The sequence below is a fragment of the Cupriavidus oxalaticus genome (genome assembly GCF_016894385.1).
Lineage (GTDB): Bacteria > Pseudomonadota > Gammaproteobacteria > Burkholderiales > Burkholderiaceae > Cupriavidus > Cupriavidus oxalaticus.
Window position 1 is genome coordinate 932,159 of record NZ_CP069811.1, and the last position, 25,274, is coordinate 957,432.

Here is a 25,274-nt window from a genome sequence, read left to right on the forward strand (position 1 = left end):
GGCTCCCCGAGGACAATCGTGAAGACCGCGTGCATGCGCGCGGCCGGCCGGTCTGGCTGGACTTGCCTAATGTTGGAAGGCCGCGGCGGCGCTGACAGTGCGGCAGGAGACAATGCCTGCCACCGGCGCGCTCAGGGCACCGTGCGCGCGGGCGACTTGCGGCCCTTGCCGGCGCGCGCGGGCGGCATGCACAGGCCGCAAACGTAGTGGCGGCGCGGGCCATGGGCGTGGACCACGTAGTCGCCTGCGCAGTGCCGGCAGCGCGCCAGCTGCAGCATGCCGTTCTCGTGGAAGCGCACCAGCGTCCAGGCGCGGGTAAAGCTGAGTTCCGCGGTTTCCCCGGTCACGGACAGCTGTTCCCGGTAGACGCGGTAGCCCGACAGCACCGCGCGGATACCCGCCAGCCCGCCGGCATCGCGCATGAAGCGATAGGCATTGAGCAGCATCGAGGCATGCGCATTGGGCCGCCATGTGACGAACCAGTCGGTCGAAAAGGGCAGCATGCCCTTGGGCGGCGATGCCCCGCGCAGTTCCTTGTACAGCCGGACCAGCCGCACGCGCGGCAACGACAGCGCCGATTCCAGCACCTGCAGGCGTGCACCCAGCCCGATCAGTTCGATTGCCAGCTGGGTCTGCTCGACGTCATGCAGCACGCTCTTGCCGGCGGACGGCGGGATAGCGGGTGGCGGGGCTGGCTGGGCTGGCGGGGCTGTGGCGGTGCGCAGATCCATCGTTTCCTGAGGTGTTTTCGCTAAATTGCGATGGATTTTATGAATCACCGTTTTGATATAACTCTGATATGTATCAAAAGTCGCTTTTTAGCCAGGCGTGTAGGAGGAGTGCCCACACGGTATAGGACGGACGCCGATTTTGCCCTGGCACCCATGCGCTACGCTTCAAGAACACGTAAACGACTTGGGAGCTACCCATGGCTGCGAACTTCCTCATCAGGCAGACGCCCCAAGGCTGGGAACTGACGGTGGAAAGTGCACGCAAGGGCCTGGTTCATTGCGAGGACCGGGACGTCGCCGTCAATATCGGCAAAGCCGCGGCAAAGCGGCGTGGCGTCGGCCTGATCATGCAGGAAGACCAGGACGGCAGCGAACCCGCGCTGGGCTTTACGGAATCACTGGCCGCCTGAGGCGACGCATCACCGGGGATCCACGCCAGGATCCCTTTGACGAATATCCGGGGTCTCCCAGGCATCGCAAGGATGCCTTACAACGGCGGGCGCTTTTTACAGGGCGCCCGCCGTTGCGTTGGCTTGCCTTGGCGTGAACTGCAAGCAGTGTGCGGCGGCGGGGGATGCCTGCCGCAGTGGTACGGAACTTGCGCCCTCTGGCAACCGGTGCGGCGCGGCTGCATGCCGGCGCCGCAGTTCTCATCCCGCAGTTCCGATCGGCAGGAGACCAACCATGCATCCATTCCGGAATCCAGGCAGCAGCTCGTGGTGGCGCGACGAAGAGGCGCCGCGCCGCGACCGCGCGGACGACCCGCGCGGCTACGGCGAAGGACGCTACGGGCAGTCGGGCGGGCCGGCCCGCGACTATGGCGAAGGGCGGTACGAAGGCCGCCAGCGCCACGGCGACGATGCCCAGGGGCAGGGCTATTACGGCAGCCGTCAGGGCGGCGGCGAAGACTGGCAGCGGTCCGGCCAGCGCGCGCCGTGGGACGACGATGAATCGTGGCGCGGCAGCGGCGGGGACCAGGGTGGCAACGTGCGCGACGAGTGGGGCGAAAGCCGCCGCGGCGGCCAGGCCATGACCGGCCGCCAGGGCGGCATGCGTTCGCGCCGAAGCGAGTATGACCAGGGCTACGGCATTTCCGATTACGCCTCGCCCGGCGCGCAGACGCGCCCCCCGCGCAGCGGGTCGTCCACCTCTTCCTATGGATGGGAGAGCGGCTGGGATGAGGACGACGACGGCCGCACCGGCATGTCGGAGCGGCCCGGTTCGGCGGGGCGCAGCGCCGGCGATTTTGGCAGCCAGGGCCCGGGCGAAGGGCGGTTTGCCCAGCAGTTGCGTGGGCGCGACCGCGTCGGCCCGAAGGGCTACCAGCGCAGCGACGAGCGTATCCGTGAAGAAATCTGCGAGCGCCTGGCCCATGCGCCCTATGTCGACGTGCAGGACGTTGAGGTCGACGTGGAGGGCGGGGTGGTGCGGCTGAGCGGCAACGTGCGCGATCGCCGCCAGAAATACTGCATCGAAGACATCGCCGACGATGTGTTCGGCGTGCGCGAGATCCATAACGGTATCCGGCTGGGCGCCGCCGGACCGTTTGGCGTCTCGGGCATTTCCGAGGGGGCCGGGGATACACGGCGCACCGGTTCCGCCGCGGGCGGGCAAGGCCATGTCAGCGGCGTCAGCAGTGCCGGCAGCGCGACCGGGTCGACGGCCAGCAGCTATGGCGGCGGCATGGAAATGGGCAGTGGCGGCCCGGGTGCCGGCCGGGACAGCACCGGCGGCACCACGCGCATCTGATTTCCCGCACCATGGCAGGGGGCGGCGCCGCTGGCGCGCGCCGCGCTCGCCGCCCCGTTCAAACGTCGCGGCGCGGTGCGCCAGGCGGGTCCTCCGGCGGCAGCCGGTCGTCGGCCTCGCTGCGCGGCTGCGCCATGCGGCGATGCTGCTCGGCCAGCACGTCGGCTGGCGTGACCATGGCAATCGCCGCACGCAGCTTGTTCTGCCACCCGGTGATGACCTCGCCTTCGCCGCGCATCATCGTATCGAAACCGGTCCGTGCGACCTCGGCCGGGTCGGCCTTCTTCTGCTGGCCGATCCTAGTGTCGAGCAGGTCGGCCCGCTCGAAGAACTCCGTCTCCGTCGCGCCGGGCATCAGGCAGGTCACGGTGACGCCGCTGCCCAGCAACTCGTGCCGCAGTGCATATGAAAACGAATCCAGGAACGCCTTGGTGGCGTTGTACACCGCCTGGTAGGTGCCGGGCATGAAGCCGGCGATCGAGCCCGTGATCAGGATGCGTCCGCTGCGCTGCTCGCGCATGCCTTGGCCCACCCGGTGCAACAGGTGGACGGTGCCCGTCACGTTGGTTTCCAGCACGCGCTGGATGTCGGCAAAGTCCTGGTCCAGGAACGCGTGGCCGAGGCCGCGGCCGGCATTGGCGCAGAGCACGTCGACCCGGCGGTTGTCCAAGGCCGCGCACAACTGCTCCACGCCGGCCGGTGTGGAGAGGTCCGCCACCAGCGCCTCTACCCGCGCACCTTCGTCGCGCAGTTGCGCGGCGGCAACCTCGATCTGCGGCTCATCGGCGGCGATGACGAGGTCATAGCCGCGCTGCACGCAGCAGCGCGCCAGTTCGTAGCCGATGCCTGACGAGGCGCCGGTGACCACCGCAAGCAGGCCTGTGGGGGCCGGGGATGGAGTCGGGATTGGAGTCGGGGAGGGAATGTCAGCCACGATGGTCTCCGGTGACGGGGCAGCGCAGGGCATTCTTACCGCCGCGTTGTAAGGTTTAGCGACACCCGCCGCCGGGCAGCACTTGCCTCAGCCCACGCGCCGCCAGGCATGTATGCCGAACCAGACGCCCAGCAGTGCCACGATCGTCGCCAGCAGGGCCAGCGCCGCGCATGCCGCCGGCGCGAGCGAGCCGAACCAGGCAAAGGCGTCGGTGCGCCGCCACAGGACCCAGGCGAGCGTGGCCGCCATCAGTACCAGGGCGGTCTGCGTCAGCGCCTCGACCACGCGCATGGGGCCGCGGGCGGTGCTGTCCAGCGGATCGCGGCGGGCTTCCGCGGCAGTGACTTCGGGATCTTCCATGGCGCTGCGCTCAGGGGGCGGATGCCATGGCCGTGCAAATCCCGTTCCCGGGCGGGAACTACGCTGGCACAGGTTTCAGGCCGGTCAGAAGACGCCCAGCGCCAGCCCGGCCGCCAGGCCTTCGCCCAGCGCCGCGCAGCGCGCCAGGTCGTCCGCCTCGATCTGCTTGGGTGCGAGGATGCGCTCCGGTGTCTGCGCGTGCGTGCAGACGATCAGCCCGGGCGCAACGGGATTGAGGCGCCAGCCGGTGGCGATGCGCTCGACCTGGCGCAATGCGTTCTGGCCGTCGCTGCCGGCGCAGATCATGGTGGCGTAGGGGCGGCCGTTGATCCGGTCCAGCGCGGGGTAATAACAGCGGTCGAAGAAGTCCTTCATCATCCCCGCGATGGCGGCGAGGTTTTCCGGCGTGGCGAACAGGTAACCGTCGGCAGCCAGCACATCGTCCGGGCCGGCTTCGGCCGCACGCTTGAGCACGACGGCGACGCCTTCCTGCGTGCGCGCGGCCGCCGCCGCGGCCTCGGCCATCTGGCGGGTGCCGCCGGTCATGGTGTGGTAGACGATCAACAGCGTTTTCATGCTTGCGTGGTGCGGTGGTGCGGTGGTGCGGTGGTGCGGTGGCGCGGCGGTGGTGCAGGTCAGGATGCGCCGGGTCACTGTAGCACGCCGGTGCAGCCCGCCGGGCACCAGTGGCGACCTGGGAACTTTTGCAACGCGCCGGCGGACTGACCGGCATGGGCGCCGGCGTTAGAATGTGGCGCCTGTGCAAGTTTACGCCCCCGCTCCCAGGAGTTTCCAAGATGCTTTCGCCGCGCCCGCCGCTGTCTCCGCGTTCCCTGTCCGCCCCGCTGGTGCTGGTGTTGTTGCTTGGCAGCGCGGCGATTGTGCAGGCCGCGGATGAAGCGCCAAAGCCGCGCGGACGCGACGAGGCCCCCGAAGCCCCGATCGCCTGCATGAAGGCGGTCAAGGCCGCGCTGCCCAATCCCGGCAGCTTCAAGTGGGTCAGCGGCAAGACCCGCAAGGTCGCGGAAGACGCTTACAGCGTGGTGGGCGATGTCGAGTACCTCGCGCAGGACGGCGCGGTGCGCAAGGCCAAGGTCCAGTGCGACGTCATGCGCGCGCCCGGCAACCAGTTCGTGGTGCCCAAGGTGCGGCTGCCGCAGTAGATCCGGCCGGACCGCCCAGGCACTGCGTGCCCTTCGCGATGTGCGCCAAAGAGAAGTGGACGCTGTCCATTTCCTTTGCTAGTCTATGTGTACGGCATCCACAAGCGCCCGTGCCGGGCGCAGTGGCTGCCGCAGTCGCCGCAACCGCAAGGAGACCTGCATGAAGACCGAAGCACAGAAGGAACACCGCTGGCTGCAACGGCTGGTGGGCGAATGGATGGCCGAAGGAGAGGCCGTGATGGGACCGGACCAGCCTGCGCAGAAGTGGCAGATCCCCGAGCGCGTGACCGGTATTGGCGAGCTCTGGGTACAGGGCACGGCGCAGGGCGACATGCCGGGCTGCGGCCCCGCCACCACCGTGATGACGCTGGGCTACGACCCGGCCCGCAAGCATTTCGTCGGTACCTTCATCGGCTCGATGATGACCCACCTGTGGGTCTACGAGGGCGACCTCGATGCCGGCGGCCAGCAGCTGACGCTGCGCGCCGAGGGGCCGGACTGTTCGGGCAATGGCCGCACGGTCCGGTACCGCGATGTGATTGCCTTCAAGGATGACAACGAACGGACGCTGACGTCGTTCATGCAAGGCGAGAACGGCGAGTGGACCGAGATCATGAAGGCCACTTACCGCCGCAAGCGCTAGCGCGGCGCCCGTTCCTGACGCTCAGGTGCGCTCGCCCGCAGCATGGGCGACGCACGCCATCCGGCGCCCGGGACCGCCTGGCCCGCGATGCTGGCCGTCATGCTGGCTGGCCGTCCTGCCGGCTGTCCGGGTGGCTGTCCTGTTGCTTGACTGGCCGGTGCCGTTCCGCCTTGCGGCGTTCGGCATTGCGCCGGCGCCGGCGCCGCAGCAACAGCAGCAGCGATGCCGGCAGCAACAGCACCAGCGCCAGCAGGGCAAAAGTCGCCAGCCCCGGGTGGCGCGCCGCGGCGGCAACGCGGTCGACCAGGAAGGCGGAGATCGCGATGCCCGGCAGCATCCCCAGCGCCGTGCCCGCCAGGCAGTCGCGCAGGCTGATGCGCGAGGCGCCAACCACCAGGTTGACCAGCGAGAACGGTGCGATCGGCACCAGCCGCAACACCACCATCGCCAGCACGCCGTGCCTGCCCAGCTGGTGGCTGACCCGGTTCAGCCGCCGGCCGCCGAAGCGCCGCACGGTATTGCGCCCGAGCAGGCGGCCCGCCAGGTAGCCCGCGCCGGTGCTCAGCATGGTGCCGCCCAGCGCCAGCGCGGCGCCGTAGAACGGCCCGAACACCACCACGGTCACGAGGATCAGCAGCGTCACCGGCAGCATGGTCACCGCGCCGGCCAGGTATATCCCCATCATCGCCAGCGGCGCCATGGGCATGTCGTCCAGGCGCTCGACCACGGCCAGCAGCGCGCGGAAATCCGCCCATTCGCGCAGCGGCGTGTAGCGCCAGGCGAAGGCCAGCCCCGCCAGCACCAGGGCCAGCGCCACCATCATGCCGACACGGCCCATCACGCGCGGGCGTGCTTCGTGGCTGACGAACTCGGCCAGCACCTGGTCGGTGTCGATGGGCTCGATGGGGTCGAGCAGGTGGTCGGCCGGCGAGGCGGCATCGAGATCGTCCGGCAGCGGCGGCTCGTAGTCTTCCAGCGTGCGGCCATCGGTTCGCTGCAGCGCGCGGATGGCCGCCAGCAGGCTGCGCGTTTCGGCCACCTTGGCCTGGAATGCCTCGGGCGCGACGTCCAGGTGCTCGCCCAGCAGCCGGGCCCGCATGGCCGCGATGGCTTCACGCACGCGCGGGTCGCCGCCCGAGGTCACCACCACGTTGCATTCGGTGTCCAGCCCCAACGAACGGTTGCTGAGGTTGGATGAGCCGATGGTCAGGAAATCGTCGTCGATCACGGTGACCTTGCTGTGGATGTTGACGCATTCCGGCAGCAGCCCGGGGATCGTCGGGCAGTACAGGTGGAAGCGGTCGCCGCTGTCCGCGGCGCGCAGGCGGCGGTACAGGCGCGCGCGCAGCACGCCCATGCTGTGCGCTTCCAGCCAGCCGCTTTCGTTGCGCCGCGACACCAGCACGATGTCTGGCCCGTTGTCCCGCCCCAGCCGTCCGGCCAGCGCCTTGGCGATCTCGCCCGAGCTGAAGTACTGGTTTTCCATGTAGATGCTGTGCCGGGCCGACGCAATGGCGTCGCGCATCAGCATGCGGATCTCGCCCACGCCTGGCTCGTCCTCGCACACCGGCATGGTGCGGGCGATGCCGACGCGCACGTCGGTCAGTTCCGGCGCCAGGCTGGGCGGCCAGGGATCCGAGGATGTCGCCGCTGGCGGACGCGGCTTGCGCCCGGTCGCGCGCAGCCAGCGCGCCGCGCACAGGATGGCGAGCGCGGCGGCGGCCGGACCATCGAGTGCGCACTGGACGTCATGGAAGGGCGGGTAGGACTTGCCCTCGGCAACGCGCAGTGGCGCGCCTGGCGCGTGGCGGTTGTCGTCCCAGCGGCGCAGCGTCAGGTCCAGCCCGCCGACGAAAGCAACCTTGCTGTCGATCACCACCACCTTCTGGTGGTGCGAGGCGCCTGGGGGATGGTTGCCGTCGAGGCGGAACGACAGGTGCCGGTGCGCCTGCCAGTGCGCGCTGGCCGACGGCAGCCATTCGCGCTCCATCGCCATCACCATGGCGTAGTCCCAGCTCAGGATGTAGATGCGCAGTTCGGGACGGCGGTCGGCCAGCGCGCAAAGGAAGTCGCGCAGCCCCTCGGGCAGGCCGTCGTGCGCGCCTTCGGGCACGAGTTCCATGCGGCTGTCGATGTCCCAGCCGAGGATAAAAATGGTGTGCTCGGCGCGCGGCAATGCTTCGCGCAGCGCGCGGAAATAGGCGTCGCCGTCGACGAGCATGGCAAAGCGGTGGCAAGGTTCGACACGCCAGCAGTTGCGCCCCGGCTCCAGCGTAAAGGGGCGCAGTTCCTGCGATTCAGGCGGAGTGTCCGGCGCTGGCGGCGTCGGGGTGCCGGGCGGATTCGGGGTGCCGGGCGGATTCGGGGGCCTCATGTCGCACGCTCAGGGGGATAAGCCTTAAGCGCGGCGCAAGTTCCATACCGGAGGGCCTGCCGGCAGGCCGGGGAGCGTTGCCGCAACAGGGGAAGGGTCGTACGTCGCGACGAGAATGGCGGTGAGGTGGGTACGCTGCGTGTGCGATGTGCGTGGGCCGCTTGTACACCGCTTGTTCTCCGCTTGTTCTCTTTACCTGCCTTTTGTAATAACTGCCAGCGCAAGTGGCGCCGGCAGTTCTTGCTATGCCTGACGGCGCGCGGGGCGTGAGATCCCCCAGGCGTCAAGCAGTGGCTGGAAGTGCGGCGTATTCTCGCGTGCGACCGGCGTGACCTTGCGCGGCGGCGGCAGCGGCCTGCCGGTCAGTACCAGCAAGGTGCCGGCCTGCGCGGCCACGTCTGGCTCGCCGGCATAGGCGACGACCCCCATCTGGCGGGCCGATTTCAGGGCGCGGGTCAGTTCCGCGGCGCTCAGGCGACTGGCGGCGGCAAGCTGGTGCCGGGGCATGGGCCCCTTGGCACGCAGGCAGTTCATCAGCGCCAGCACGCATTCCCGGGTGGTTCGATCCATGTCGCTGCGTCAGAGGATTGGAGCATCCGGCTGACCCTTTCGGGCCATAGCGGATGCGGGAATCCATTCTTTCGCAGGGGTCATGTCTTTGCCAACCGGATATGACACTTGTTCACATTCTGCGGCAAGTCGTGGGGAAAAGGCCTTCAGTGCCGTAATGCCGTTCAGTTAAGGTATCAATCACTACTGTCATTCCCGTGCAGGCGGGAATCCAGCGTCTTAAAGCCCCCCGATGGGGGACAAAAAGTCACTGGGTTCCCGCCTGCGCGGGAACGACAGTGGTTAACTGAACGGCATTACTTCAGTGCCGGGTTTGCGGATTGCCGCACGGAAACCGGTGTTCCGGGCCACCGGCGGCCCCGTCGGCGTCGTTCTGGCGGCGCCATCGGCGGGCTTGCCTGGCGTGCACATCAGTGGCCATTTCGTGCAGTTCGGCGATCCTCGCCTCAAGCGGGTCGGGATAGATGTCGAGCGGACGGTACCTGAGGATGCGGGACATGACGTGGGTCTCGGTAAGTGCCTGATCTTAGTATCGGCACTGGACCCGCGGAATGCATGCTGCGTTTTTCGCGCCGTTGACCTGACTCAACGTTGTCTGCGCAATGAACTATTGCCGGTGATAGCGAGACGGGCGGCGAATGCCGGGCTCGGGCCGCCGTTTCCGGCCCGCCGGACCGGATTCAATGCCCCGGGCGGGACATGGTCCCGGCAGCGCGGCAATAGATTTTGCGCTCGCGCACCAGGCCATCGCGCCCATGGATGCACAGCGACACGCCGGCCTGGCGCGCCCGCGTCCAGCCCTCGGCGATGGCGGCTTCCTGGGTGGGAAAGTGCAGCGCCGTGGCTTCCTCGCCATCGCCCATGCCATCCATGCCTTCGATGGTCAGGGCCCATTCGCCGTCGCGGGCGGCATTGTCGTTGTCGGTGGCGGCAGGAAGCACGTGGATGCTGCGTGAAGTCATGGCGGTCTCCCGGGAAGTGGACAGGTGGGGCCCTACCTTTCTAAGCGAAGCCGCGGCGCGCAGGTATCGGTCGTTGTCCTACACCCGTGCGGGCATGTCGCGCCGTCGGCTGACATTGGGGTAGGACGAAAGCCGACTTTTCCTGCGGTTGCCGGTTGCTACGATCCAATTGCCGGTTGGGCATGAAGCTGCCCGGTCAAGCCATTCCTAGCTATTCCATCCTGGCGGCGCATGCCGCTTCCACACGAAGCAAGGAGATCGTCATGAGAAAGCTATTCGCACTGTTTGCCCTCGCCGGCGTGATGCTGGTCACGGGTTGCAACACCATGGCCGGTGCAGGCAAGGATATCGAACGCGGCGGCGAGAAGGTGCAAGGCGCGGCGGAAAACACCAAGCAGAAAATGTAAGCGCCTGCGGATCGCAGGCGCTGCAGAGGCCAACGGCCCGTGCCCCCAAGGCACGGGCCGTTTTTCCTTCACAGGAAATCCCTGAAATCGGGTTTAGTGCGCGGCGGTCACCGCCACGCGCTCCTCGTCGGCGCGGCTGCGGCGCCAGCTTGCCGGCGGCAGGCCGAACTCGCGCTTGAAGGCGCGGCTGAACGCCGCCTCGGAGTCATACCCGACCGCCCCGGCGATCTCGCCGACCGAGCGGTTGCCGCTGCGCAGTTCCGCCGCCGCGGTGCGCAGGCGCCAGTGCGCCAGGTACTGCATCGGCGGCTGGCCGAGCAGGTCGGTAAAGCGCTGCGCCAGCGCCGAGCGCGACAGTCCTACATTGCCGGCCAGCTCGTCCACCGTCCACGGGTAGGCCGGGCGCGCATGCATGCGCGACAGCGCACGCCCCACGTAGCGGTCGCGCAGCGCGGCGAGCCAGCCGCTTTCGTTTTCCGGCAGCGTGTCGATGCAGCGCCGCACCGCCTGCACGAAAAGCAGTTCCGACAGCTTGGCCAGCACCGTGGCGGTGCCTGCCCGCGGTTCGGCGGCTTCCGAGGTGGCAAAGGCCAGCGCGGTGGCGAGCCACGCCGATTCGATGCCGTTGTCGAGTCCCACCTTGAACAGGCGCGGCAGCGAGGTCAGCAGCGGGTTGCCCATGGTGTCGTCGAACCCGAGGAAGCCGCACACCATGCGCGTGGTCTCGCCACCGCCGCCGTACGACACGCGCATGACTTCGCCCGGGCTGTTGCGCAGCATGTCCGCGACCAGCGGGGCGGACTGCACCGGCTGCAGGTGCAGGTCGCTGCCCAGCACGTGCGGCTCGCCCTGCGGCACCACCAGCAGCTCGCCGCTCTCGACGCGCACGCCCGGCCCCGTGCTGCCGAGAAGACGGGCCCAGCACACGCCTTCGGTAATCAGATGGTAGGAGACGACGCGATCGGTGCCGGGCAGGAAGGCGGCGCGCAATTCAGCATCCGCTTCAGACACCAGGCACCACGGCGACTTGAATTCGCCGTTGAGGAAGACGGCGCCGCTCAGTTGCACGGCGCGCAGCAGGTCGGACAAGGCATCCATGGCCACATTCCTCCAGATCCGGTGTTTCGCGCAAGAAAGCCGGACGCCCGATCATACGGGCGAGGGGACCGGGCTCCGATACTAGCACCGTGCCCCGGGCCGGACAACGGTAGCGGGGCACGGATCAGACAAGCCGGAGACAACACCATGGAAACAGTTATCGCCCCCGATGCCAGCGCCGGTGCGCAGGCCGACTGGCTCGCACTTGCCGCGGCGCTGGGCCGCACCTTCGACACCCGCGCCCCCGAGATCGACGCGAGCGAGCAGTTCGTCAGCGCGAACTACGACGACCTGCGTGCGCACCGATTCTTTGCCGCCGCCGTGCCGCAGGAGCTGGGCGGTGCCGGCCTGTCGCACCAGGAGCTGGGCGCCGTGCTGCGCGAGCTGGGCAAGTACTGCGGATCGACCGCGCTGGCCTTTGCCATGCACACGCACCCGGTGGCCACCGCGGCATGGCGCTGGCGCAACCAGAAGGCGCCGGTGGAAGGGCTGCTCAAGCGCGTGGCGGGCGAGCAGATGGTGCTGCTGGGCAGCGGCGGCTCGGACTGGCTGCAGGGCAGCGGCAAGGCCACGCGCGTCGATGGCGGCTTCCGCGTGGACGGACGCAAGATTTTCGCCAGCGGCGCGCCGGCGGCGGACCTGTTCATGACCTGCGCGGTGTACGACGATCCCGAAGCGGGGCCCACGGTGCTGCATTTCGCGCTGCCGATGAAGAGCCCCGGTGTGAGCGTGATGTCGAACTGGCACACGCTGGGCATGCGCGGCACGGGCTCGCATGATGTGCTGCTCGAAGGCGTGCTGGTGCCCGACACTGCCGTCGCCGCGCGCCGCCCGCAAGGCGTCTGGCATCCGATGATGCATACCGTCTCGATGATTGCGCTGCCGCTGATCTATGCGGTCTACGTCGGCATTGCCGAAGCGGCGCGCGACATTGCGCTGCAGCTGGCGCGGCAGCGCCGCCTGAACGCGCATGCGGTGGAAGCGGCCGGCCGCCTTTGCAACGAAGCGGAAGCCGCGCGCATGGCGCTGGATACGATGTTCGACGCAGCGGCGGGGCAGGCGCCGGGTGCGGTGACCACCAACCGCATCATGGGCGGGCGCGCGCTGGCGGCGCGCGCGGTGCTGGCGACAGTGGAAGCGGCGATGGACCTGGCCGGCGGGGCGGGCTTCTATCGCGACGCCGGGCTGGAGCGGCGCTTCCGCGATGCGCAGGGCGCGCGCTTCCATCCGTTGCAGGCCGGTGCCCAGCAGGAGTACGCCGGGCGCATGGCGCTGGGCCTGGATATCGATGCGCCTCCCGGCGAGGTGCGGCAGGCCGCGCAATGATCCCCGCCCTGGCCCCGCTGCCGTATGCCACCGAGGCCTGCAACGACAGCGGCTGCGATGACCTGGGCGGGGCCTCTGGCGGCATGGGCGACGACACCCGGGCACGGCGCGCGCTGCGCGACGCGCTCGGGCAGTTCGCCACCGGCGTGACGGTGGTGACCGCCGCGGATGCGCAGGGCCGGCCGGTGGGCGTGACGATCAACGCCTTCACTTCCGTATCGCTGGCGCCGCCGCTGCTGCTGTGGTGCCTGGCGCGCGAATCCGGCAGCCTGCCGGCACTGCGCGCCGCGCCCTGCCATGCGATCAACGTGCTCGGCGGCGGGCAGCTGGCCCTGTGCCGGCGCTTTGCGGGCCGTGATATCGACCGCTTTGCCGGCATCGACTGCCGCCCCGGACCGTGCGGCACCGTGCTGCTCGCCGGCGCGCTGGCGACGTTCATCTGCCGGCACCGCTCGGTGCGCGCGCTCGGCGACCACGTGGTGTTTGTGGCCGAGGTAGTGGCCTATGACACAGTCCCGGGCGCGCCGCTGGTGTTCCATGGCGGCGGCTTTGGCGACGGGGTGGCGAGCATCGACGCCGGCGCGGCCTAGCGCAGCACCCGTGCGCCGCGGGCCTTGCCGGCAATCACCAGTGCAATGCCGCCGAGCACGGCCGCCGCGCTGACGGCGAGCCGCAGCGTCAGCGTTTCATTCAGCAGCACGATGCCGCCCGCCGCGGCGATGACTGGCACGCTCAGCTGCACCGTCGCGGCGGTGGCCGCGCGCAGGCGCGGCACCACCGCATACCAGACCACGTAGCCAAGCCCGGAGGTGACCGCGCCGGACAGCAGTGCGTACACCAGGCCTGCGCGATCCAGCGAACGCTGTGCCTGCATCACCGCGGCCAGCGCCAGCGTCAGCGGCACCGCGCGCAGGAAATTGCCGGCCGTGGTCGTTACCGGATTGGCATTGCGCCGGCCGTGCAGCGAATAGATACCCCATGCGATGCCCGCGCCGATCATCAGCAGCGACGACAACAGCGGCGGCGTCGCCAGTCCCGGCAGCAACAGCCACACCAGCCCGGCAAGCGCGAGCGCCAGGCCGATCCATTGCTGCATGCGCAGCGGCTCGCCGGCCGCCAGCCCGTAGCCTGTCATGGTGGCCTGCACGGCAGCGAACAGCAGCAGCGCGCCGGTGCCGGCGCCCAGGCGCAGGTAGGCAAACGAAAACGCCGCGGCATAACAGAACAGCGCCAGCGCGGAGACCCAGTTGCCGGCCAGCGGCGGAAACCACGCCATGGTGTCAGTGCGCAGCAGACGGTGCTGCACCACCACGATGATCCACAGCACCGCGGCCGCCGCGGCGACGCGCGCCAGCGTAAAGCTGGCCGCATCGATGGTGGTGCCTTCCAGCGCCAGCCGGCATAGCAGGGAATTGCCGGCGAAAGCCAGCATGGCCAGCGTGGTCAGCAGGACGGTGTTCGCACTCGGCATGCGGGCCAGAGGGCTATGCACGCTCGGCAAAGCGGCGGCCGGGGGCTCAGGCCGCCGGTGGTGTGTCGCCGATGGCGAACGACGACAGGTGCTCGATCGCCCGCACCAGCGCCGAATGGTCCCAGCCGCTTCCGCCAAGGCCGTGGCAGACATTGAACAGCTGCTGGCACGACGCCGTGTTCGGCAGGCCCACGCCCAGCTGGCGCGCGGTGGACAGCGCCAGTTCCAGGTCCTTCTGGTGCAAGGCGATGCGGAAGCCCGGATCGAAGGTCCGCTTGATCATGCGTTCGCCATGGACCTCAAGGATGCGCGAGCTGGCAAAGCCGCCCATCAGCGCCTCGCGCACGCGCGCGGGATCGGCGCCGGCGCGCGCGGCCAGCACCAGGGCCTCGCCGACTGCCTCGATGGTCAGGGCCACGATCACCTGGTTGGCCACCTTGGCCACCTGGCCCGCGCCGACTTCGCCCACGCGCACGATGTTCTTGCCCATCAGCTGCAGCAGCGGCAGCACGCGGTCGAACACTTCCTGCTTGCCGCCGGCCATGATCGACAGCGTGCCGGCCCTGGCGCCAACCTCGCCGCCGGACACCGGCGCATCGACATAGTCGACGCCCAGCGCCTCGATGCAGCGCGCAAACTCGCGCGTGGCGATCGGCGAGATCGAGCTCATGTCGATCACCGTGACCCCGCCCGGGGTCTCGGCAAGGCCGTCGGCGACGCCTTCCTTGCCGAACAGGACCTGCTCCACGTCGGGCGTGTCAGGCAGCATCAGGATGATGGTTTCCGACTGCCGCGCCAGATCCTCGGCGCTGCTGCAGGCCTGAACGCCCGCGTCCAGCAGGTCCTGTGGCACGCCGCTGCGGGTGTGGGCGAGCACGGTATGCCCGCCGTCGACGATATGCTGCGCCATGGGCTTGCCCATCACGCCAAGCCCGATAAAACCGATCTTGCTCATGATAGTGTCCGGTGGTTGCGTGGAAGCGCCGCGCATGGGCGGACGCATAACTCTGATCATAGTCAGTTACGCGCCGGCAAGGCTGCATCCTTGGCCGGATCGCCCGGACGCTGGCCCAGGATCTCGCGGATGCGGGCCAGGTACTGGTCGCCCACGGTCCGGTGCACGCGCGCTGCCTCTGCGGCGAACTGGCGCCGGCCAGGCGGGCGGATGCCGAGGCTGCGGCAGATCGTCGACAGGTAAGGCTTGCGCTCGCGGCCCAGGCGCAGCGCCACGGTCTGCAGCGCGGCATCGCCGATGCGCCCGCGCAGCCAGGCCAGCACCTGGCGGTCGTAGTCGTTTTGCACGCGGATCAGGTGTTCCATGGCCAGACTCCTACTGTTTATCCATACAGGTACTGTAAATATATACAGTATCCTGGTGGAGGCAAGAAAAGTCTGCACGGTAATGACTACGGGCTCACATCTGCCGACCTACAGTCAACCCATCATGTCCCCGACCTCGGACCCAGGATCCGCTCGGTATCCTCGCCCAGACGGGGAGCAGGCTTATAGATCGATGCAGGCGTCCTGGAAAAAAGGGCTGTCGGGCGGGTTGTAACCACGTCCCCTTCGGTAGGGTGCGTCATGGTCTGGAACAGGCTGGTGCTTTGCACCTGGGGATGGGTCTGGATGGTGTGGATGGAATACATTTCCGCGACCGGGATATCCATCTCCCGGCACACATCCATCATCTCCCTGGTGGTGTACTGCGCCGTGATCTTGCGCAGTTCCGCATAGATGGCCTGGATGTTCTTGTTGCGCTCGATCCGGCTGCTGATGTTGAACTGGTCGATGAACTCGCCGCGGCCGAAGCGGTGGAAGAAGGCCTTCCAGTGCTGCTCCGTGTAGGGCAGCAGGGCGATGTACCCATCCTTGGTGGGCGAGGGCTTGCGGCCGCCCTTGAGCAGGCGCGCATAGCCGGCGTCGCCAATGGGCGGGTTAAAGCCGTGGCCGCCGAGGTGCTCCGTCATCGTGAAGGCGACCATCGTCTCGAACATCGGCACTTCGACGTACTGGCCTTCGCCGGTGCGGACCTTGTGGACGATCGCGCCAAGGATGGCGTTGGCCGTGGCCAGGCCCGCGATCTTGTCGGCCAACAGGGTGGGCGGGTAGTCAGGGACGCCGCTTTCGTGCCCTATCAGATGGGCCAGGCCGCAGGCGCCCTGGATGATGTCGTCGAAAGCGGGCTGGCCGGCAAACGCGCCGCCCTCGCCAAAGCCGGTGGCGGCGCAGTAGACGATGCCCGGATTGATCTGCGCCACCGCCTCGTAGCCGAAGCCCAGCCGCTCGATCGCCTTGACGCGGATGTTGTGCACCAGCACGTCGCAGCGGCCGATCAGCTCTCGCAACCGCGCCTTGCCTTCTTCCGTCTTGAGATCGATGCACACCGAACTCTTGTTGCGGTTGATGTTCATGAAGGTGGAGCTCATGCCGGGCGTGCGGCTCACGCCGTTCGCGCGCATCAGGTCGCCCTCGGGCGGCTCCACCTTGATCACCTCGGCGCCATAGTCCGCCAGCACCTGGGTGGCGACAGGGCCCAGTACCACGGCGGTCAGATCCAGCACGCGGATGCCGGCAAGAGGACCCCGGGGAGCGGTGGCGTCCACCTTTGGCTGGCCGGTCGTCGTGTCGCTTGCAGTCATGGTTGCCTCGCTTCTCATCGTAATTACCTAGTAGCAGATTCGATGTATCCACTCTATAGTGTTGCTTGATAGCAAGCAAGTAAGGATAAACATGGATACGTTGCACATCACGGTCGGGGACCTTCCACCCGAATGCGAGGCGCTCCGGGAAGAAGCAAGAGCCTTTGCCAAGGAACACATCACGAAGTATTCACGCGTCGAGCGGGCCCACAACTGGGCCGGCCGCGACCCGGATTTCTCCAGGAAGATGGGCGAGAAAGGGTGGCTCGGCATGACCTGGCCGACCGACGCCGGGGGCGGCGGAAAGAGCATGCTGGAGCGCTATGTGATGCTGGAAGAACTGCTGGCCGTCGGTGCCCCGATGGGCACGCACTGGGCCGCCGACCGGCAGATGGGGCCACTGCTCATCCGCTACAGCCGCGACAAGCTTGCTCCCAAAATCATCCCGCAGATCCGCCGGGGCGAGGCCTTCATCTGCATCGGCATGAGCGAGCCGGACTCGGGCTCGGACCTCGCCTCCATCCGTACCCGCGGCACCAGGGTGGAAGGCGGCTGGAAGATCAACGGCCGCAAGGTGTGGACATCGGGCGCGCACCACGCGCACTACATGGTGGCCCTGGTGCGCACCAGCGAGCGCGGCGAGGACCGCCACGCCGGCATGAGCCAGATCTTCATCGAGATGGACCGCCCCGGCGTGACGGTGCGGCCCATCGTCTCGCAGCTGGGCACGCGCATCTTCAACGAGGTGATCCTCGACGACGTGTTCGTGCCCGACGACCACCTGGTGGGCGAGGAGGGCAAGGGCTGGAGCCAGGTGATCAATGAACTGAAGTACGAGCGGTCGGGCGCGGAACGCTTTCTGAGCAGCACGCAGCTGCTGCTGGAGATGCTGGATGCGGCGCAGGCAGACAACCGTCAGCAGGCGGTGGCCATCGGCAAGGTGATCGCGCGCTATGCCACCTTGCGCCAGATGTCGCAGGGCATCGCGCTGATGATGGCCGAAGGGCAGGACCCGTCGCTGGCCGCCTCCATCGTCAAGGACCAGGGCGCGCTGCTGGAGCAGTCGCTGCCCGACATTGCCTACGAGGTATTCCCCGACCGGCTGGGCGACGGCAGCGAGTTCGACCAGGTGCTGAACCTGGTGACGCTGGCGGCGCCATCGTTCTCGCTGCGCGGGGGCACGCGAGAGATCTTGCGCGGGATTATTGCGAAAGGACTGGGGCTGAGATGAGCGACAACATGATTGAAGAAACCGTCAAGCGGCTGCTGGCCAACGAGGTGAGCCGCGAGCTGCTGACCGCTGTCGAGGCTGGCGAATTCGCCGGCGTGCTGTGGCAAACCATCGCCGACAGCGGCATGACCAAGATCCTCTGCCGCGAGGCGCACGGCGGCATCGAGGCCTCCTGGCTGGAAGCGTTGTCCCTGTTCTACCAGGTGGGCTATACCCAGGCGCCGGTGCCGCTGTCGCAGGCGGTGGTGGGGCAGTACCTGGCATCGCGCAGCGGGCTGGACCTGGCGGCCGACAGCGTATTTGCCCTGGCGGCGGGCGCACAGGCGCGGGCACTTGCAGTGACCAGTAACGAGGCGGGCACGCCCGCCACCATCGACGGCACGATGAAGGCCGTGAAGTGGGCGCGCCATGCTCATTGGCTGGTGATCGAGGCGGCAGGCCAGCTCTGCCTGGTGGCGGCGAAGGGGGCGGGCGTGCGCATAGAGCCGAAGGCCGATGCCGCATCGCTGCCCGCCGACACCGTGGTGCTCGACCATGCCCCCGTGGCCCACGTGCTGCCACCTGGCATTGCGGGGCTGAACCGGCCGCTGGAAGTCTTCTACGCCGCCACCACTGCCGCGCAGCTGACCGGCGCACTGGAGTACGCGCTGGACCTGGCCGTGCAGTATGCGAAGGACCGCGTGCAGTTCGGCAAGCCCATTGGAAAGTACCAGGCCATCCAGCAGCAGCTTGCCGTGCTGGCGGGCGAGGTGGCCTGCAGCTATGCGGCTGCGACCACGGCGCTGCGCGATCTGCCCGCCATGCAGCAGGACAGCGCGCCCCAGGCGGAATTCAGTGCCGCCGTCGCCAAGGTCACGGCCAGCGACGCGGTGCGCACGGGTGCCTCGATTGCGCACCAGGTGCATGGCGCCATTGGCTTCACCTACGAATACGCACTGAACTTTGCCACCCGGCGCCTGTGGGCCTGGCGTGCCGAGGCGGGTACCAGCACCGAATGGGCAGAGCGCCTCGGCCAGGCCTTTATCGAGGCAGGCTCGGACCGGTTCTGGCCGCACCTGACCGCGCGCACGCTGCCGTCCGGGGACCTCCCGGAAACGCCGGCCGGTCATCACGGCCGACCCATGCAAGCAGAAAGGACCACCACCCATGTCTGAGACGCCGAACCCGGCCATCTTGACCAGCCGCGACGGCCATGTCGCGCTCATCGAGCTGAACCGCCCCCCGCACAATTTCTTCGATGTGGAGATGATTGCCCGCATTGCCGACGAGCTGGACCGGCTGCAGGCGGACAAGACCTGCCGCGCGGTGCTGCTGCAGGCGGGCGGCAGCGCGTTCTGCGCGGGAGCGGATTTTTCGCGGCGCAATGGCGGTGAGGCGCGCAGCGCCTCGCGCATCAACCCCATCTACCTGGAGGCGCTGCGCATCTTCAGTTTCAGCAAGCCGATCGTGGCCGCCATCGAGGGCCCGGCCGTCGGCGGCGGACTCGGCCTGGCGCTCGCGGCGGATTTCCGCGTGTCGTGCGCAGAGGCCCGGTTCTCGGCCAACTTCAACCGGCTCGGCATTCACCCCGGGTTTGCGCTCTCGTACACGCTGCCGGCGCTGATCGGCAAGCAGATGGCGGCGTGGCTGCTGTACACCGGCGCCCGCGTGGATGGCGCGCGCGCCAAAGAGATGGGACTGGTCGACTTCATCGTTCCCCAGGCGGAGGTGCGCACCGCTGCGATGGCACTGGCGCGGGAGATGGCCGCTTCATCGCCGCGTGCGTTGCAGTCTACTCGCCAGACCTTGAAGGCGGATTCGCTCAGCCACATCCGCAACGCCATCTCGCGCGAGAGCGCGGAGCAGGCTGCCCAGTTTGCGGGGCCGGACATGGCCGAGGGCGTGAAGGCCATGGCCGAAAGGCGGCTGCCGGTCTTTGAAGACTGATTTCGATAGATAGGAGACAAGCACATGCAACGGAGACAATTTGGCGCCACGCTGCTGGCGGGCGCGGCAACCCTGGGCTTCCCGTACATCGCGCGGGCGCAGGGCAAGGTGATTCGCGTCATCGTGCCGTTCACGGCGGGCAGCGGATCGGACGAGGGCGCGCGCTTTTACGCGGAGCAGATCGGCAAGGCGCTGGGACGCTCGATCGTGGTGGAGAACAAGCCGGGGGCCAGCGGCCTGATCGCCGTGCGCACCGTGCTGGCGGAGCCGGCGGATGGCAACACCATCCTGTTGGGCAGCAACTCGCTGATCGCGGTGAACCCGGTGATGGTGAAGAACCTGGGCTACGACCCGTTCAAGGACCTGGTGCCGCTGCACGGCCTGGCCATCTCCGCCGCTGCCTTTGTCGCCAGCAACGATTCTCCCTACCGCAGCATTGCCGATGTGGTGGCGCGCTACAAGGCCACGGGCAAGCCGATCTCGGTCGGCAATTACTCCGAAGGCTACCGCCTGGTGGGCGAGTGGCTGGCACAGGAAACGGATATCCAGACCACGCCCGTGCCCTACAAGGGCGGAGCTCCCATGGTGACCGACCTGGTCGGCAACCGGCTGGATATCGCGCTCAACGACATCACCGGCATCGCCCCCATGGAAAAGGCCGGGAAGCTTCGCGTGCTCGCCATCACGGGCGGGACGCGCGACAAGCTCTTGCCGAACGTCCCGACGATGAAGGAGCAGGGCTATGCCGACTTTGAATCCTACGTGTGGTCGTCCTTCTCCATGAAGGCGGGCACGCCGGCGGACAAGCTGAAGGAACTTGCTGCGGCCATTACCGCCGCACAGCGCACGGAGGCGGCAAAGGCATACCAGGCCAAGCGGGCCGGTACGTTCCTGACCAAGGCGCTTGCAGACCTGGGCGAATTCCAGCGCGCGGAATACCTGCGCTTCAAGCGTGTGGCGGAAAAGGCCAATATCCGGCCCAGCTGAGCCGCCGGGCTCCCCCGGCCGCACCGGCGGTGCGGCTGCAGGGGCTTGCGTCGAAGCAGTGTGGAAAGGGGGCCTTTGGCTTCGGTACAATTCGGGGCCGCAGGCGACATAACGTTCACGACCTATGAAACAGCAAACCAGCCGCACCCAGGAGCAACGGCGCGAGGAGTCTGTCGGCCGTATGGTGCAGGCCGCTATCGAGCTGATTTCCGAGAAAGGCCTCGCGGGGCTGACGATGAATGAAGTCGGCACCAAGGCCGGCTATAGCCGCGGCCTGGCGCACACCCACTTCGGCTCCAAGGAAAAGCTGCTGGAGGAATGCCTGGAGCAGCTCTCGCGCGAATTCAATGCGCAGCGCAAGAAGGATGGCAGCGATACGCGCGGCATTCACGGCATCTATTCGCTGGTGGATGCCTACACCCAGCGCCCGGAAAACGCGGTCAACAGTATCCGTGCGATGTTTTTCATCGTGCTCGACTCGTCCGTGGCCGATTCGCCGCTGCATGGCTTTGTCCACGACTACAACGAAAAGAACATGGCCTACGTCGAGTACAAGCTCAACGAGGCGAAGACCCTTGGGCAGATCCGGGCGGACGTCGACGTAAAATCCGCGGCCTTCATCCTGATGAGCCTGCTACGCGGTATCTCCGTGCACCGCCTGAACCGCGCTTCCATGGACCCTGCGGCCGTGAAGGCGGAAATCCTGCGGATGATCGGGGAGTGGTTGCTGTAGACGAACCATCGCCATGGCGATGTTGAGGGCGGGCTGAAAGGCAAGCACCAGGGCGACGCCGGCCGGTCCGAAGCATGGCAAAGACAGCGCCTGAGAGGCGCGCGAGCCAGGGAGGGACGGCTATGGACAGTGGCATGGTCAAGTCGGCGAACCGGGTGTTCGATCTGCTGGAATTGTTCGAGCGGGTGCGCCGGCCCTTGCGCGTGGGCGAGATCGCCGAGCGCCTCGGCATTCCGCAGTCCAGTGTGTCGATGCTGCTGCGGACCATGGTGGCGCGTGGCTACCTGGAGTTCGACGCCCAGCTTCGAACCTATTGCCCGTCGGTCCGGGTCGCGTTCCTGTGCGGGTGGACCACCAGAAAACAGGGCACCGGCGCCTCGGTCCACGACGCCCTGCGCCGGCTGTCGAGCGAGACCGGCGAGACGGTGCTGCTGGGCCGCCAGAGCGGCAACATGCTGCAATACCTGTCCGTCATCGAATCCAGCCATGCGTTGCGCCTGTCGGTATCGTCGGGCACGATCCGGCCGATGCATCGCACCGCGATCGGCATCATGCTGATGAGCCGGATGGAGGACGAACAGATTGGGCGGCTGCTGCGGCGCTACAGCGCCGAGGTGGCCCCGGGCGAGCCGCCGGTGCGCACTGACGAGATCCTGCGCGCGGTGGAGCAGGCGCGCCGCCAGGGCTACTACGAGTCGGCCAGCCTGGCGTCGCCGGGGGCCGGTGTGATCGCCACGCTGGTGGCAACGCCCATACGCGGCCAGTGGCTCGGCATCGGCACCGGCGGCCCGGTTGCGCGCTTGCACGCACGCCGCAAGAAGCTGCTGGCGGCCGTGCTGGCGGTCGCGCAGGACTGCTGAGCGCCGCCTGAGCGCCTCAGTGGCGCGAAATCAGCAGCCGGGCCGTTCCCTGCGCGCACGGATGGCATCGAGCCGGGCCAGCAGGCGCGTGGCCTGCGCCAGGTGCAGGCGCTCGACCATGCGCCCCTCCAGTTTGATCACGCCCGCCGCGGCATGCTCCGGCCGCGCGAAGGCCGCGACGATCGCCTGCGCCTCGGCGGTGGCGGCATCCGATGGCGTGAACGCCGCGTTGGCCGGATCGACCTGCGACGGGTGGATCAGCGTCTTGCCGTCAAAGCCCATCCGGCACGACTGCAGCACTTCGTTGTCGAAGCCGGCGCGGTCGCCGAAGTCATTCCAGACACCGTCGAGCACGTCCATACCGTAGCGCTTTGCCGCCAGCACCACCGACATCAGCCACGGCAGCAGATACGCACGGTTGTCGCCCGGATACACGCCGGTCTCTTTGGCAAGATCGTTGGTGCCGACGACCAGGCAGTCGAGCTGCACCTGCCGGCGCTGGCCGGCTTGCAGGATGCCGTCGAGGTGATGGATCGCGGATGCCGTTTCGATCATGGCCCACAGCCTGGGGGCAGGGCCATTGGCAATGGCGCCGATCGCCGCGGCAAAGCGTTCCAGATCTGCGCCGGTGTCGACTTTCGGCAGCAGGATCGCATCGGTCCCGCAGGCCACGGCGGCGCGCAGGTCGGCATCGAACTCGTCCGTTCCGAGGGCATTGACCCGGATCACCGTTTCATGCGCCGCGAATGGCTGCGCGGCAAAGGCGCTGGCCAGGTTGTCCCTGGCCTGGCCTTTCATGGCCGGCGCCACGGCGTCTTCCAGGTCGAACACGATGGCGTCGCAGGGCAGGTTGCGGGCCTTTTCGATGGCGCGGGTATTGGTCGCGGGCACATACAGCACGGAGCGCCGGGGCGCGGTCTGGTTCATGGTCATGAGAGGTAGCGTCGCCGGTGGCGACGTGGGCGTGGAGAGTTGAGGGGCAGCGCGGCCATCGCGCACACCGTGCGCCGCGAATGGCCGTGGATGAGAGTTTCGATCCCGCACGCTCGCGCCTTCATCACATATGTGATCAATGTTCCGGGTCGGCATCCATCACATATGTGATGCCCCGCCCGCCGGCGTTCGCCAATACTCGGTCCATCGACAACAACACGGCGCCGGCCAACGCGGCGATTCCTTCGAGTGGAACCTGACCATACCATCGACAAGACAGCGGACAGCACCGGCTTCACCCGGGCGCTGGCCGGCTGGATCAGCTCGGTCGACGATGCCGCGCTCGGCGCACCGGCTTTCGCCTGGGCGCGGCATGCCATGCTCGACTGGATCGCGGTGACCGTTGCCGCCGCCCGCGAGCCGCTGGTCGAAATGCTCGTCGCCGAATATGCCGGCTCGCGCGATTTGCCGTGCGCGCTGGTGGGCAGCCCGCTGCGCGCCGATGTGGCGCAGGCCGCGCTGATCAACGGCGCGGCCGGCCACGCCCTCGACTTCGACGACGTCGCCTCGGCGATGCACGGCCATCCGACCGTGCCCGTGGCGCCTGCCGCGCTGGCGGTGGCCCAGGCCGCCGGCGCCAGCGGCAAGGACTTGCTGCGCGCGCTGACACTGGGGCATGAAGTCGAAAGCCGCGTCGGCGAAGTGGTCGGCGCCGAGCAGTATCGCCTCGGGCTGCACCCGACCGGTACCACCGGCACGCTGGGCGCCGCCGCTGCCTGTGCGCGGCTGGGTGGACTAGATCCGGAGCGTACGGCCCACGCGCTCGGCCTCGCCGCGACGCAGGCAGCCGGGCTCAAATGCATGTTCGGCACCATGGCCAAGCCGCTGCACGCAGGCAAGGCCGCCATGAACGGCGTGATGGCGGCACGGCTGGCGGCACGCGGGTTCACCGCCAACGCCAGCGGCATCGAGTGCGAGCAGGGCTTCGGCCGCACCCAGGCGCCCGCCGCGCCGGCGTTCCCCGCCACGTTCGAGCGCCGCGCCGGCATGGCAATCGAACGCACCCTGTTCAAGTTCCATGCGTCCTGCTACCTCACGCACTCCACCATTGAAGCCGTGCGCCAGGTCTGCCGCGAGCACCGCATCGACCTGGATGCGCTCGAGTCGATGACCATTTCCGTGTCCGGTCCGCATCGTGGCGTGTGCGATATCGCCAATCCGCAGACCGGCCTGGAGATCAAGTTCGCGATCCAGCATCTTGCGGCGCTGGCGATGGACGGTGCGCCCACCGCGTCGCTCGCCCTGTATTCGCCCGAGACCGCGCTCGCGCCGCGCTATGTCAGGGCGCGGCAGCGGATCGCGCTGCAGGTGGTGCCCGGCCCGGACCGCAATGCGGCCACCGTCGAGATCCTGACGCGCGACGGCCGCACGCTGCGCGCGCAGGCCAATGTCGCGGTGCCGGCCGCGGACCTTGCCATGCAGTGGCGGCGCCTGGTCGACAAGGCGCAGGCCATCGTCGTGCCGCGCATCGGCGCGGCCAAGTTCGCGAAGCTGGTGTCGGTGGTCGACACGCTGGACCGGCTTCCTTCCGTCGACCCCTTGTTTGAGGCAATGCAATGACATCCACCCATCCCGCCACCGGGCGCGTCCCCGAGATCCCCGCCGATCCGGTCGTCGCCCGCCTGAAAGCAGAGGCCCGGCTGCGCGCCCGCGGCAACCGCTACGAGGATTTCGAGCCGGGCCGGCGCTTCGACCATCACTGGGGCCGTACCGTCACCGCGTCGGACAACACCCTGTTCTCGGTGCTGACGCTGCACTACAACCCGCAATACACCAACGAAGCGGTGGCGCGCGCCAACGGCCACGCGGGCGTGCCGGTCAATCCGCTGCTGGTGTTCAACACCGTGTTCGGCCTGTCGGTGGAAGACCTGTCGGAGGGCGGCGGTCCTTTTCTCGGGGTCGACGAGCTGGCCTATCTGCGGCCGGTCTACCCCGGCGAGACGCTCTATGCCAGTTCCGTCGTGGTGTCGCGCAGGCCGGCCAGCAACCGGCCTGGCTACGGCATCGTCACGTGGCACACGCATGGCACCAATCAGCAGGGCGATGCAGTCATCGAATTCAAGCGTACCAATCTGGTCAGGATGAGGGGATAAGCATGTCAGGAGACGGTCTGGGAT

29 protein-coding genes are annotated in these 25,274 nt (G+C 68.1%); 15 read left to right on the forward strand and 14 right to left on the reverse strand.

Annotated features, from left to right (window positions below; translation table 11 throughout):
- Nucleotides 1–131 precede the first annotated feature (131 nt).
- Nucleotides 132–731 (reverse strand): flagellar transcriptional regulator FlhC, encoded by a 600-nt coding sequence (gene flhC, locus JTE92_RS04175; protein WP_063240776.1) that lies wholly within the window; start codon nt 729–731, stop codon nt 132–134.
- Nucleotides 732–928: 197 nt separating this feature from the next.
- On the opposite strand from flhC, the gene JTE92_RS04180 reads away from it, so the two are divergent.
- On the forward strand, nt 929–1,141 hold the full coding sequence (locus tag JTE92_RS04180; protein WP_063240777.1) for a hypothetical protein: 213 nt from the start codon (nt 929–931) through the stop codon (nt 1,139–1,141).
- A 274-nt stretch (nt 1,142–1,415) separates the two neighbouring features.
- Entirely contained in the window at nt 1,416–2,480 is a 1,065-nt protein-coding gene (locus tag JTE92_RS04185) for a BON domain-containing protein (RefSeq protein WP_063240778.1), read from the forward strand.
- Between the two features lie 58 nt (nt 2,481–2,538).
- Here the strand turns inward: JTE92_RS04185 and JTE92_RS04190 are convergent, their stop codons facing one another.
- The 3 genes from JTE92_RS04190 to JTE92_RS04200 form a co-directional block, all read right to left on the reverse strand.
- Entirely contained in the window at nt 2,539–3,405 is an 867-nt protein-coding gene (locus JTE92_RS04190; protein ID WP_232353500.1) for an SDR family NAD(P)-dependent oxidoreductase, read from the reverse strand.
- A 96-nt stretch (nt 3,406–3,501) separates the two neighbouring features.
- On the reverse strand, nt 3,502–3,774 hold the full coding sequence (locus JTE92_RS04195) for a hypothetical protein (RefSeq protein ID WP_063240779.1): 273 nt from the start codon (nt 3,772–3,774) through the stop codon (nt 3,502–3,504).
- A gap of 84 nt (nt 3,775–3,858) precedes the next feature.
- Complete coding sequence (locus JTE92_RS04200) at nt 3,859–4,350, reverse strand: flavodoxin family protein (protein WP_063240840.1); 492 nt, start codon at nt 4,348–4,350, stop codon at nt 3,859–3,861.
- 221 nt (nt 4,351–4,571) lie between these two features.
- Here JTE92_RS04200 and JTE92_RS04205 point away from each other — a divergent pair, with 221 nt between their 5' ends.
- A complete protein-coding gene (locus JTE92_RS04205; RefSeq protein ID WP_063240780.1) occupies nt 4,572–4,937 on the forward strand; it encodes a DUF2880 domain-containing protein in 366 nt (121 codons plus the stop codon).
- Between the two features lie 160 nt (nt 4,938–5,097).
- Nucleotides 5,098–5,580, forward strand: a complete 483-nt coding sequence (locus JTE92_RS04210; protein WP_063240781.1) for a DUF1579 domain-containing protein — start codon at nt 5,098–5,100, stop codon at nt 5,578–5,580.
- A gap of 97 nt (nt 5,581–5,677) precedes the next feature.
- On the opposite strand, the gene JTE92_RS04215 is transcribed toward JTE92_RS04210, so the two are convergent.
- From JTE92_RS04215 to JTE92_RS04230, 4 genes are all read right to left on the reverse strand, one after another.
- Nucleotides 5,678–7,954, reverse strand: coding sequence for a VTT domain-containing protein (locus JTE92_RS04215; RefSeq protein ID WP_063240782.1), 2,277 nt, complete (start codon nt 7,952–7,954; stop codon nt 5,678–5,680).
- 243 nt (nt 7,955–8,197) lie between these two features.
- The gene (locus JTE92_RS04220) at nt 8,198–8,524 is read right to left on the reverse strand and encodes a hypothetical protein (protein ID WP_232353463.1); all 327 of its coding nucleotides are present in this window, start codon (nt 8,522–8,524) and stop codon (nt 8,198–8,200) included.
- Between the two features lie 301 nt (nt 8,525–8,825).
- Nucleotides 8,826–9,023 (reverse strand): hypothetical protein, encoded by a 198-nt coding sequence (locus tag JTE92_RS04225; RefSeq protein ID WP_084254751.1) that lies wholly within the window; start codon nt 9,021–9,023, stop codon nt 8,826–8,828.
- A gap of 181 nt (nt 9,024–9,204) precedes the next feature.
- Nucleotides 9,205–9,486 carry a DUF2188 domain-containing protein gene (locus tag JTE92_RS04230; protein ID WP_063240783.1) on the reverse strand — a complete coding sequence of 94 codons (282 nt, stop codon included), beginning with the start codon at nt 9,484–9,486 and terminating at the stop codon, nt 9,205–9,207.
- 263 nt (nt 9,487–9,749) lie between these two features.
- Between JTE92_RS04230 and JTE92_RS04235 the strand changes: the two genes are divergently transcribed.
- Nucleotides 9,750–9,893, forward strand: coding sequence for an entericidin A/B family lipoprotein (locus tag JTE92_RS04235; RefSeq protein ID WP_029044501.1), 144 nt, complete (start codon nt 9,750–9,752; stop codon nt 9,891–9,893).
- Nucleotides 9,894–9,986: 93 nt separating this feature from the next.
- Here JTE92_RS04235 and JTE92_RS04240 read toward each other — a convergent pair whose 3' ends face one another.
- A complete protein-coding gene (locus JTE92_RS04240) occupies nt 9,987–10,991 on the reverse strand; it encodes an AraC family transcriptional regulator (protein WP_063240784.1) in 1,005 nt (334 codons plus the stop codon).
- A gap of 147 nt (nt 10,992–11,138) precedes the next feature.
- On the opposite strand from JTE92_RS04240, the gene JTE92_RS04245 reads away from it, so the two are divergent.
- A complete protein-coding gene (locus JTE92_RS04245; protein WP_063240785.1) occupies nt 11,139–12,317 on the forward strand; it encodes an acyl-CoA dehydrogenase family protein in 1,179 nt (392 codons plus the stop codon).
- On the forward strand, nt 12,314–12,907 hold the full coding sequence (locus tag JTE92_RS04250) for a flavin reductase family protein (protein ID WP_063240786.1): 594 nt from the start codon (nt 12,314–12,316) through the stop codon (nt 12,905–12,907). Before JTE92_RS04245 ends, JTE92_RS04250 begins: the two co-directional genes overlap by 4 nt.
- Here the strand turns inward: JTE92_RS04250 and JTE92_RS04255 are convergent.
- The 4 genes from JTE92_RS04255 to JTE92_RS04270 all read right to left on the reverse strand — a co-directional run bounded on the left by JTE92_RS04255 (nt 12,904) and on the right by JTE92_RS04270 (nt 16,427).
- Nucleotides 12,904–13,788, reverse strand: a complete 885-nt coding sequence (locus tag JTE92_RS04255) for a DMT family transporter (RefSeq protein ID WP_063240787.1) — start codon at nt 13,786–13,788, stop codon at nt 12,904–12,906. The two genes, JTE92_RS04250 and JTE92_RS04255, sit on opposite strands and share 4 nt — an antisense overlap.
- 46 nt (nt 13,789–13,834) lie before the next feature.
- Complete coding sequence (locus tag JTE92_RS04260) at nt 13,835–14,743, reverse strand: 2-hydroxy-3-oxopropionate reductase (protein WP_063240788.1); 909 nt, start codon at nt 14,741–14,743, stop codon at nt 13,835–13,837.
- 62 nt (nt 14,744–14,805) lie between these two features.
- On the reverse strand, nt 14,806–15,108 hold the full coding sequence (locus JTE92_RS04265) for a CppA family protein (protein WP_063240789.1): 303 nt from the start codon (nt 15,106–15,108) through the stop codon (nt 14,806–14,808).
- Nucleotides 15,109–15,230: 122 nt separating this feature from the next.
- Nucleotides 15,231–16,427, reverse strand: a complete 1,197-nt coding sequence (locus JTE92_RS04270; RefSeq protein ID WP_063240790.1) for a CaiB/BaiF CoA transferase family protein — start codon at nt 16,425–16,427, stop codon at nt 15,231–15,233.
- A 91-nt stretch (nt 16,428–16,518) separates the two neighbouring features.
- Here JTE92_RS04270 and JTE92_RS04275 point away from each other — a divergent pair, with 91 nt between their 5' ends.
- The 6 genes from JTE92_RS04275 (at nt 16,519) to JTE92_RS04300 (ending at nt 22,164) form a co-directional block, all read left to right on the forward strand.
- Nucleotides 16,519–17,658, forward strand: a complete 1,140-nt coding sequence (locus JTE92_RS04275; protein ID WP_063240791.1) for an acyl-CoA dehydrogenase family protein — start codon at nt 16,519–16,521, stop codon at nt 17,656–17,658.
- A gap of 8 nt (nt 17,659–17,666) precedes the next feature.
- Nucleotides 17,667–18,812, forward strand: a complete 1,146-nt coding sequence (locus JTE92_RS04280) for an acyl-CoA dehydrogenase family protein (protein WP_232353462.1) — start codon at nt 17,667–17,669, stop codon at nt 18,810–18,812.
- The gene (locus JTE92_RS04285; RefSeq protein ID WP_063240793.1) at nt 18,805–19,584 is read left to right on the forward strand and encodes an enoyl-CoA hydratase/isomerase family protein; all 780 of its coding nucleotides are present in this window, start codon (nt 18,805–18,807) and stop codon (nt 19,582–19,584) included. The genes JTE92_RS04280 and JTE92_RS04285 overlap by 8 nt, the downstream gene beginning before the upstream one ends.
- 24 nt (nt 19,585–19,608) lie before the next feature.
- Complete coding sequence (locus JTE92_RS04290; protein WP_063240794.1) at nt 19,609–20,571, forward strand: tripartite tricarboxylate transporter substrate binding protein; 963 nt, start codon at nt 19,609–19,611, stop codon at nt 20,569–20,571.
- A gap of 124 nt (nt 20,572–20,695) precedes the next feature.
- Nucleotides 20,696–21,304 carry a TetR/AcrR family transcriptional regulator gene (locus JTE92_RS04295; protein WP_232353461.1) on the forward strand — a complete coding sequence of 203 codons (609 nt, stop codon included), beginning with the start codon at nt 20,696–20,698 and terminating at the stop codon, nt 21,302–21,304.
- A 134-nt stretch (nt 21,305–21,438) separates the two neighbouring features.
- Entirely contained in the window at nt 21,439–22,164 is a 726-nt protein-coding gene (locus JTE92_RS04300; RefSeq protein ID WP_167525653.1) for an IclR family transcriptional regulator, read from the forward strand.
- Between the two features lie 30 nt (nt 22,165–22,194).
- Here JTE92_RS04300 and JTE92_RS04305 read toward each other — a convergent pair whose 3' ends face one another.
- The gene (locus JTE92_RS04305; protein WP_063240797.1) at nt 22,195–23,097 is read right to left on the reverse strand and encodes an HpcH/HpaI aldolase/citrate lyase family protein; all 903 of its coding nucleotides are present in this window, start codon (nt 23,095–23,097) and stop codon (nt 22,195–22,197) included.
- A gap of 249 nt (nt 23,098–23,346) precedes the next feature.
- Here JTE92_RS04305 and JTE92_RS04310 point away from each other — a divergent pair, with 249 nt between their 5' ends.
- Both JTE92_RS04310 and JTE92_RS04315 read left to right on the forward strand, forming a co-directional pair.
- Nucleotides 23,347–24,717: an MmgE/PrpD family protein gene (locus JTE92_RS04310; protein ID WP_232353460.1), complete on the forward strand. Its 1,371-nt coding sequence runs from the start codon at nt 23,347–23,349 to the stop codon at nt 24,715–24,717.
- A complete protein-coding gene (locus tag JTE92_RS04315; protein WP_063240798.1) occupies nt 24,714–25,250 on the forward strand; it encodes a MaoC family dehydratase in 537 nt (178 codons plus the stop codon). The genes JTE92_RS04310 and JTE92_RS04315 overlap by 4 nt, the downstream gene beginning before the upstream one ends.
- The last annotated feature ends 24 nt before the right edge of the window (nt 25,251–25,274 follow it).

What these genes read in the sequence shown, in the direction of transcription:
- flhC (WP_063240776.1), bottom strand. Translation starts at nt 731, where the DNA reads ATGGATCTGCGCACCGCCACAGCCCCGCCAGCCCAGCCAGCCCCGCCA.
- JTE92_RS04180 (WP_063240777.1), top strand. Translation starts at nt 929, where the DNA reads ATGGCTGCGAACTTCCTCATCAGGCAGACGCCCCAAGGCTGGGAACTG.
- JTE92_RS04185 (WP_063240778.1), top strand. Translation starts at nt 1,416, where the DNA reads ATGCATCCATTCCGGAATCCAGGCAGCAGCTCGTGGTGGCGCGACGAA.
- JTE92_RS04195 (WP_063240779.1), bottom strand. Translation starts at nt 3,774, where the DNA reads ATGGAAGATCCCGAAGTCACTGCCGCGGAAGCCCGCCGCGATCCGCTG.
- JTE92_RS04200 (WP_063240840.1), bottom strand. Translation starts at nt 4,350, where the DNA reads ATGAAAACGCTGTTGATCGTCTACCACACCATGACCGGCGGCACCCGC.
- JTE92_RS04205 (WP_063240780.1), top strand. Translation starts at nt 4,572, where the DNA reads ATGCTTTCGCCGCGCCCGCCGCTGTCTCCGCGTTCCCTGTCCGCCCCG.
- JTE92_RS04210 (WP_063240781.1), top strand. Translation starts at nt 5,098, where the DNA reads ATGAAGACCGAAGCACAGAAGGAACACCGCTGGCTGCAACGGCTGGTG.
- JTE92_RS04215 (WP_063240782.1), bottom strand. Translation starts at nt 7,954, where the DNA reads ATGAGGCCCCCGAATCCGCCCGGCACCCCGAATCCGCCCGGCACCCCG.
- JTE92_RS04220 (WP_232353463.1), bottom strand. Translation starts at nt 8,524, where the DNA reads ATGGATCGAACCACCCGGGAATGCGTGCTGGCGCTGATGAACTGCCTG.
- JTE92_RS04225 (WP_084254751.1), bottom strand. Translation starts at nt 9,023, where the DNA reads ATGTCCCGCATCCTCAGGTACCGTCCGCTCGACATCTATCCCGACCCG.
- JTE92_RS04230 (WP_063240783.1), bottom strand. Translation starts at nt 9,486, where the DNA reads ATGACTTCACGCAGCATCCACGTGCTTCCTGCCGCCACCGACAACGAC.
- JTE92_RS04235 (WP_029044501.1), top strand. Translation starts at nt 9,750, where the DNA reads ATGAGAAAGCTATTCGCACTGTTTGCCCTCGCCGGCGTGATGCTGGTC.
- JTE92_RS04240 (WP_063240784.1), bottom strand. Translation starts at nt 10,991, where the DNA reads ATGGATGCCTTGTCCGACCTGCTGCGCGCCGTGCAACTGAGCGGCGCC.
- JTE92_RS04245 (WP_063240785.1), top strand. Translation starts at nt 11,139, where the DNA reads ATGGAAACAGTTATCGCCCCCGATGCCAGCGCCGGTGCGCAGGCCGAC.
- JTE92_RS04250 (WP_063240786.1), top strand. Translation starts at nt 12,314, where the DNA reads ATGATCCCCGCCCTGGCCCCGCTGCCGTATGCCACCGAGGCCTGCAAC.
- JTE92_RS04255 (WP_063240787.1), bottom strand. Translation starts at nt 13,788, where the DNA reads ATGCCGAGTGCGAACACCGTCCTGCTGACCACGCTGGCCATGCTGGCT.
- JTE92_RS04260 (WP_063240788.1), bottom strand. Translation starts at nt 14,743, where the DNA reads ATGAGCAAGATCGGTTTTATCGGGCTTGGCGTGATGGGCAAGCCCATG.
- JTE92_RS04265 (WP_063240789.1), bottom strand. Translation starts at nt 15,108, where the DNA reads ATGGAACACCTGATCCGCGTGCAAAACGACTACGACCGCCAGGTGCTG.
- JTE92_RS04270 (WP_063240790.1), bottom strand. Translation starts at nt 16,427, where the DNA reads ATGACTGCAAGCGACACGACGACCGGCCAGCCAAAGGTGGACGCCACC.
- JTE92_RS04275 (WP_063240791.1), top strand. Translation starts at nt 16,519, where the DNA reads ATGGATACGTTGCACATCACGGTCGGGGACCTTCCACCCGAATGCGAG.
- JTE92_RS04280 (WP_232353462.1), top strand. Translation starts at nt 17,667, where the DNA reads ATGATTGAAGAAACCGTCAAGCGGCTGCTGGCCAACGAGGTGAGCCGC.
- JTE92_RS04285 (WP_063240793.1), top strand. Translation starts at nt 18,805, where the DNA reads ATGTCTGAGACGCCGAACCCGGCCATCTTGACCAGCCGCGACGGCCAT.
- JTE92_RS04290 (WP_063240794.1), top strand. Translation starts at nt 19,609, where the DNA reads ATGCAACGGAGACAATTTGGCGCCACGCTGCTGGCGGGCGCGGCAACC.
- JTE92_RS04295 (WP_232353461.1), top strand. Translation starts at nt 20,696, where the DNA reads ATGAAACAGCAAACCAGCCGCACCCAGGAGCAACGGCGCGAGGAGTCT.
- JTE92_RS04300 (WP_167525653.1), top strand. Translation starts at nt 21,439, where the DNA reads ATGGTCAAGTCGGCGAACCGGGTGTTCGATCTGCTGGAATTGTTCGAG.
- JTE92_RS04305 (WP_063240797.1), bottom strand. Translation starts at nt 23,097, where the DNA reads ATGACCATGAACCAGACCGCGCCCCGGCGCTCCGTGCTGTATGTGCCC.
- JTE92_RS04315 (WP_063240798.1), top strand. Translation starts at nt 24,714, where the DNA reads ATGACATCCACCCATCCCGCCACCGGGCGCGTCCCCGAGATCCCCGCC.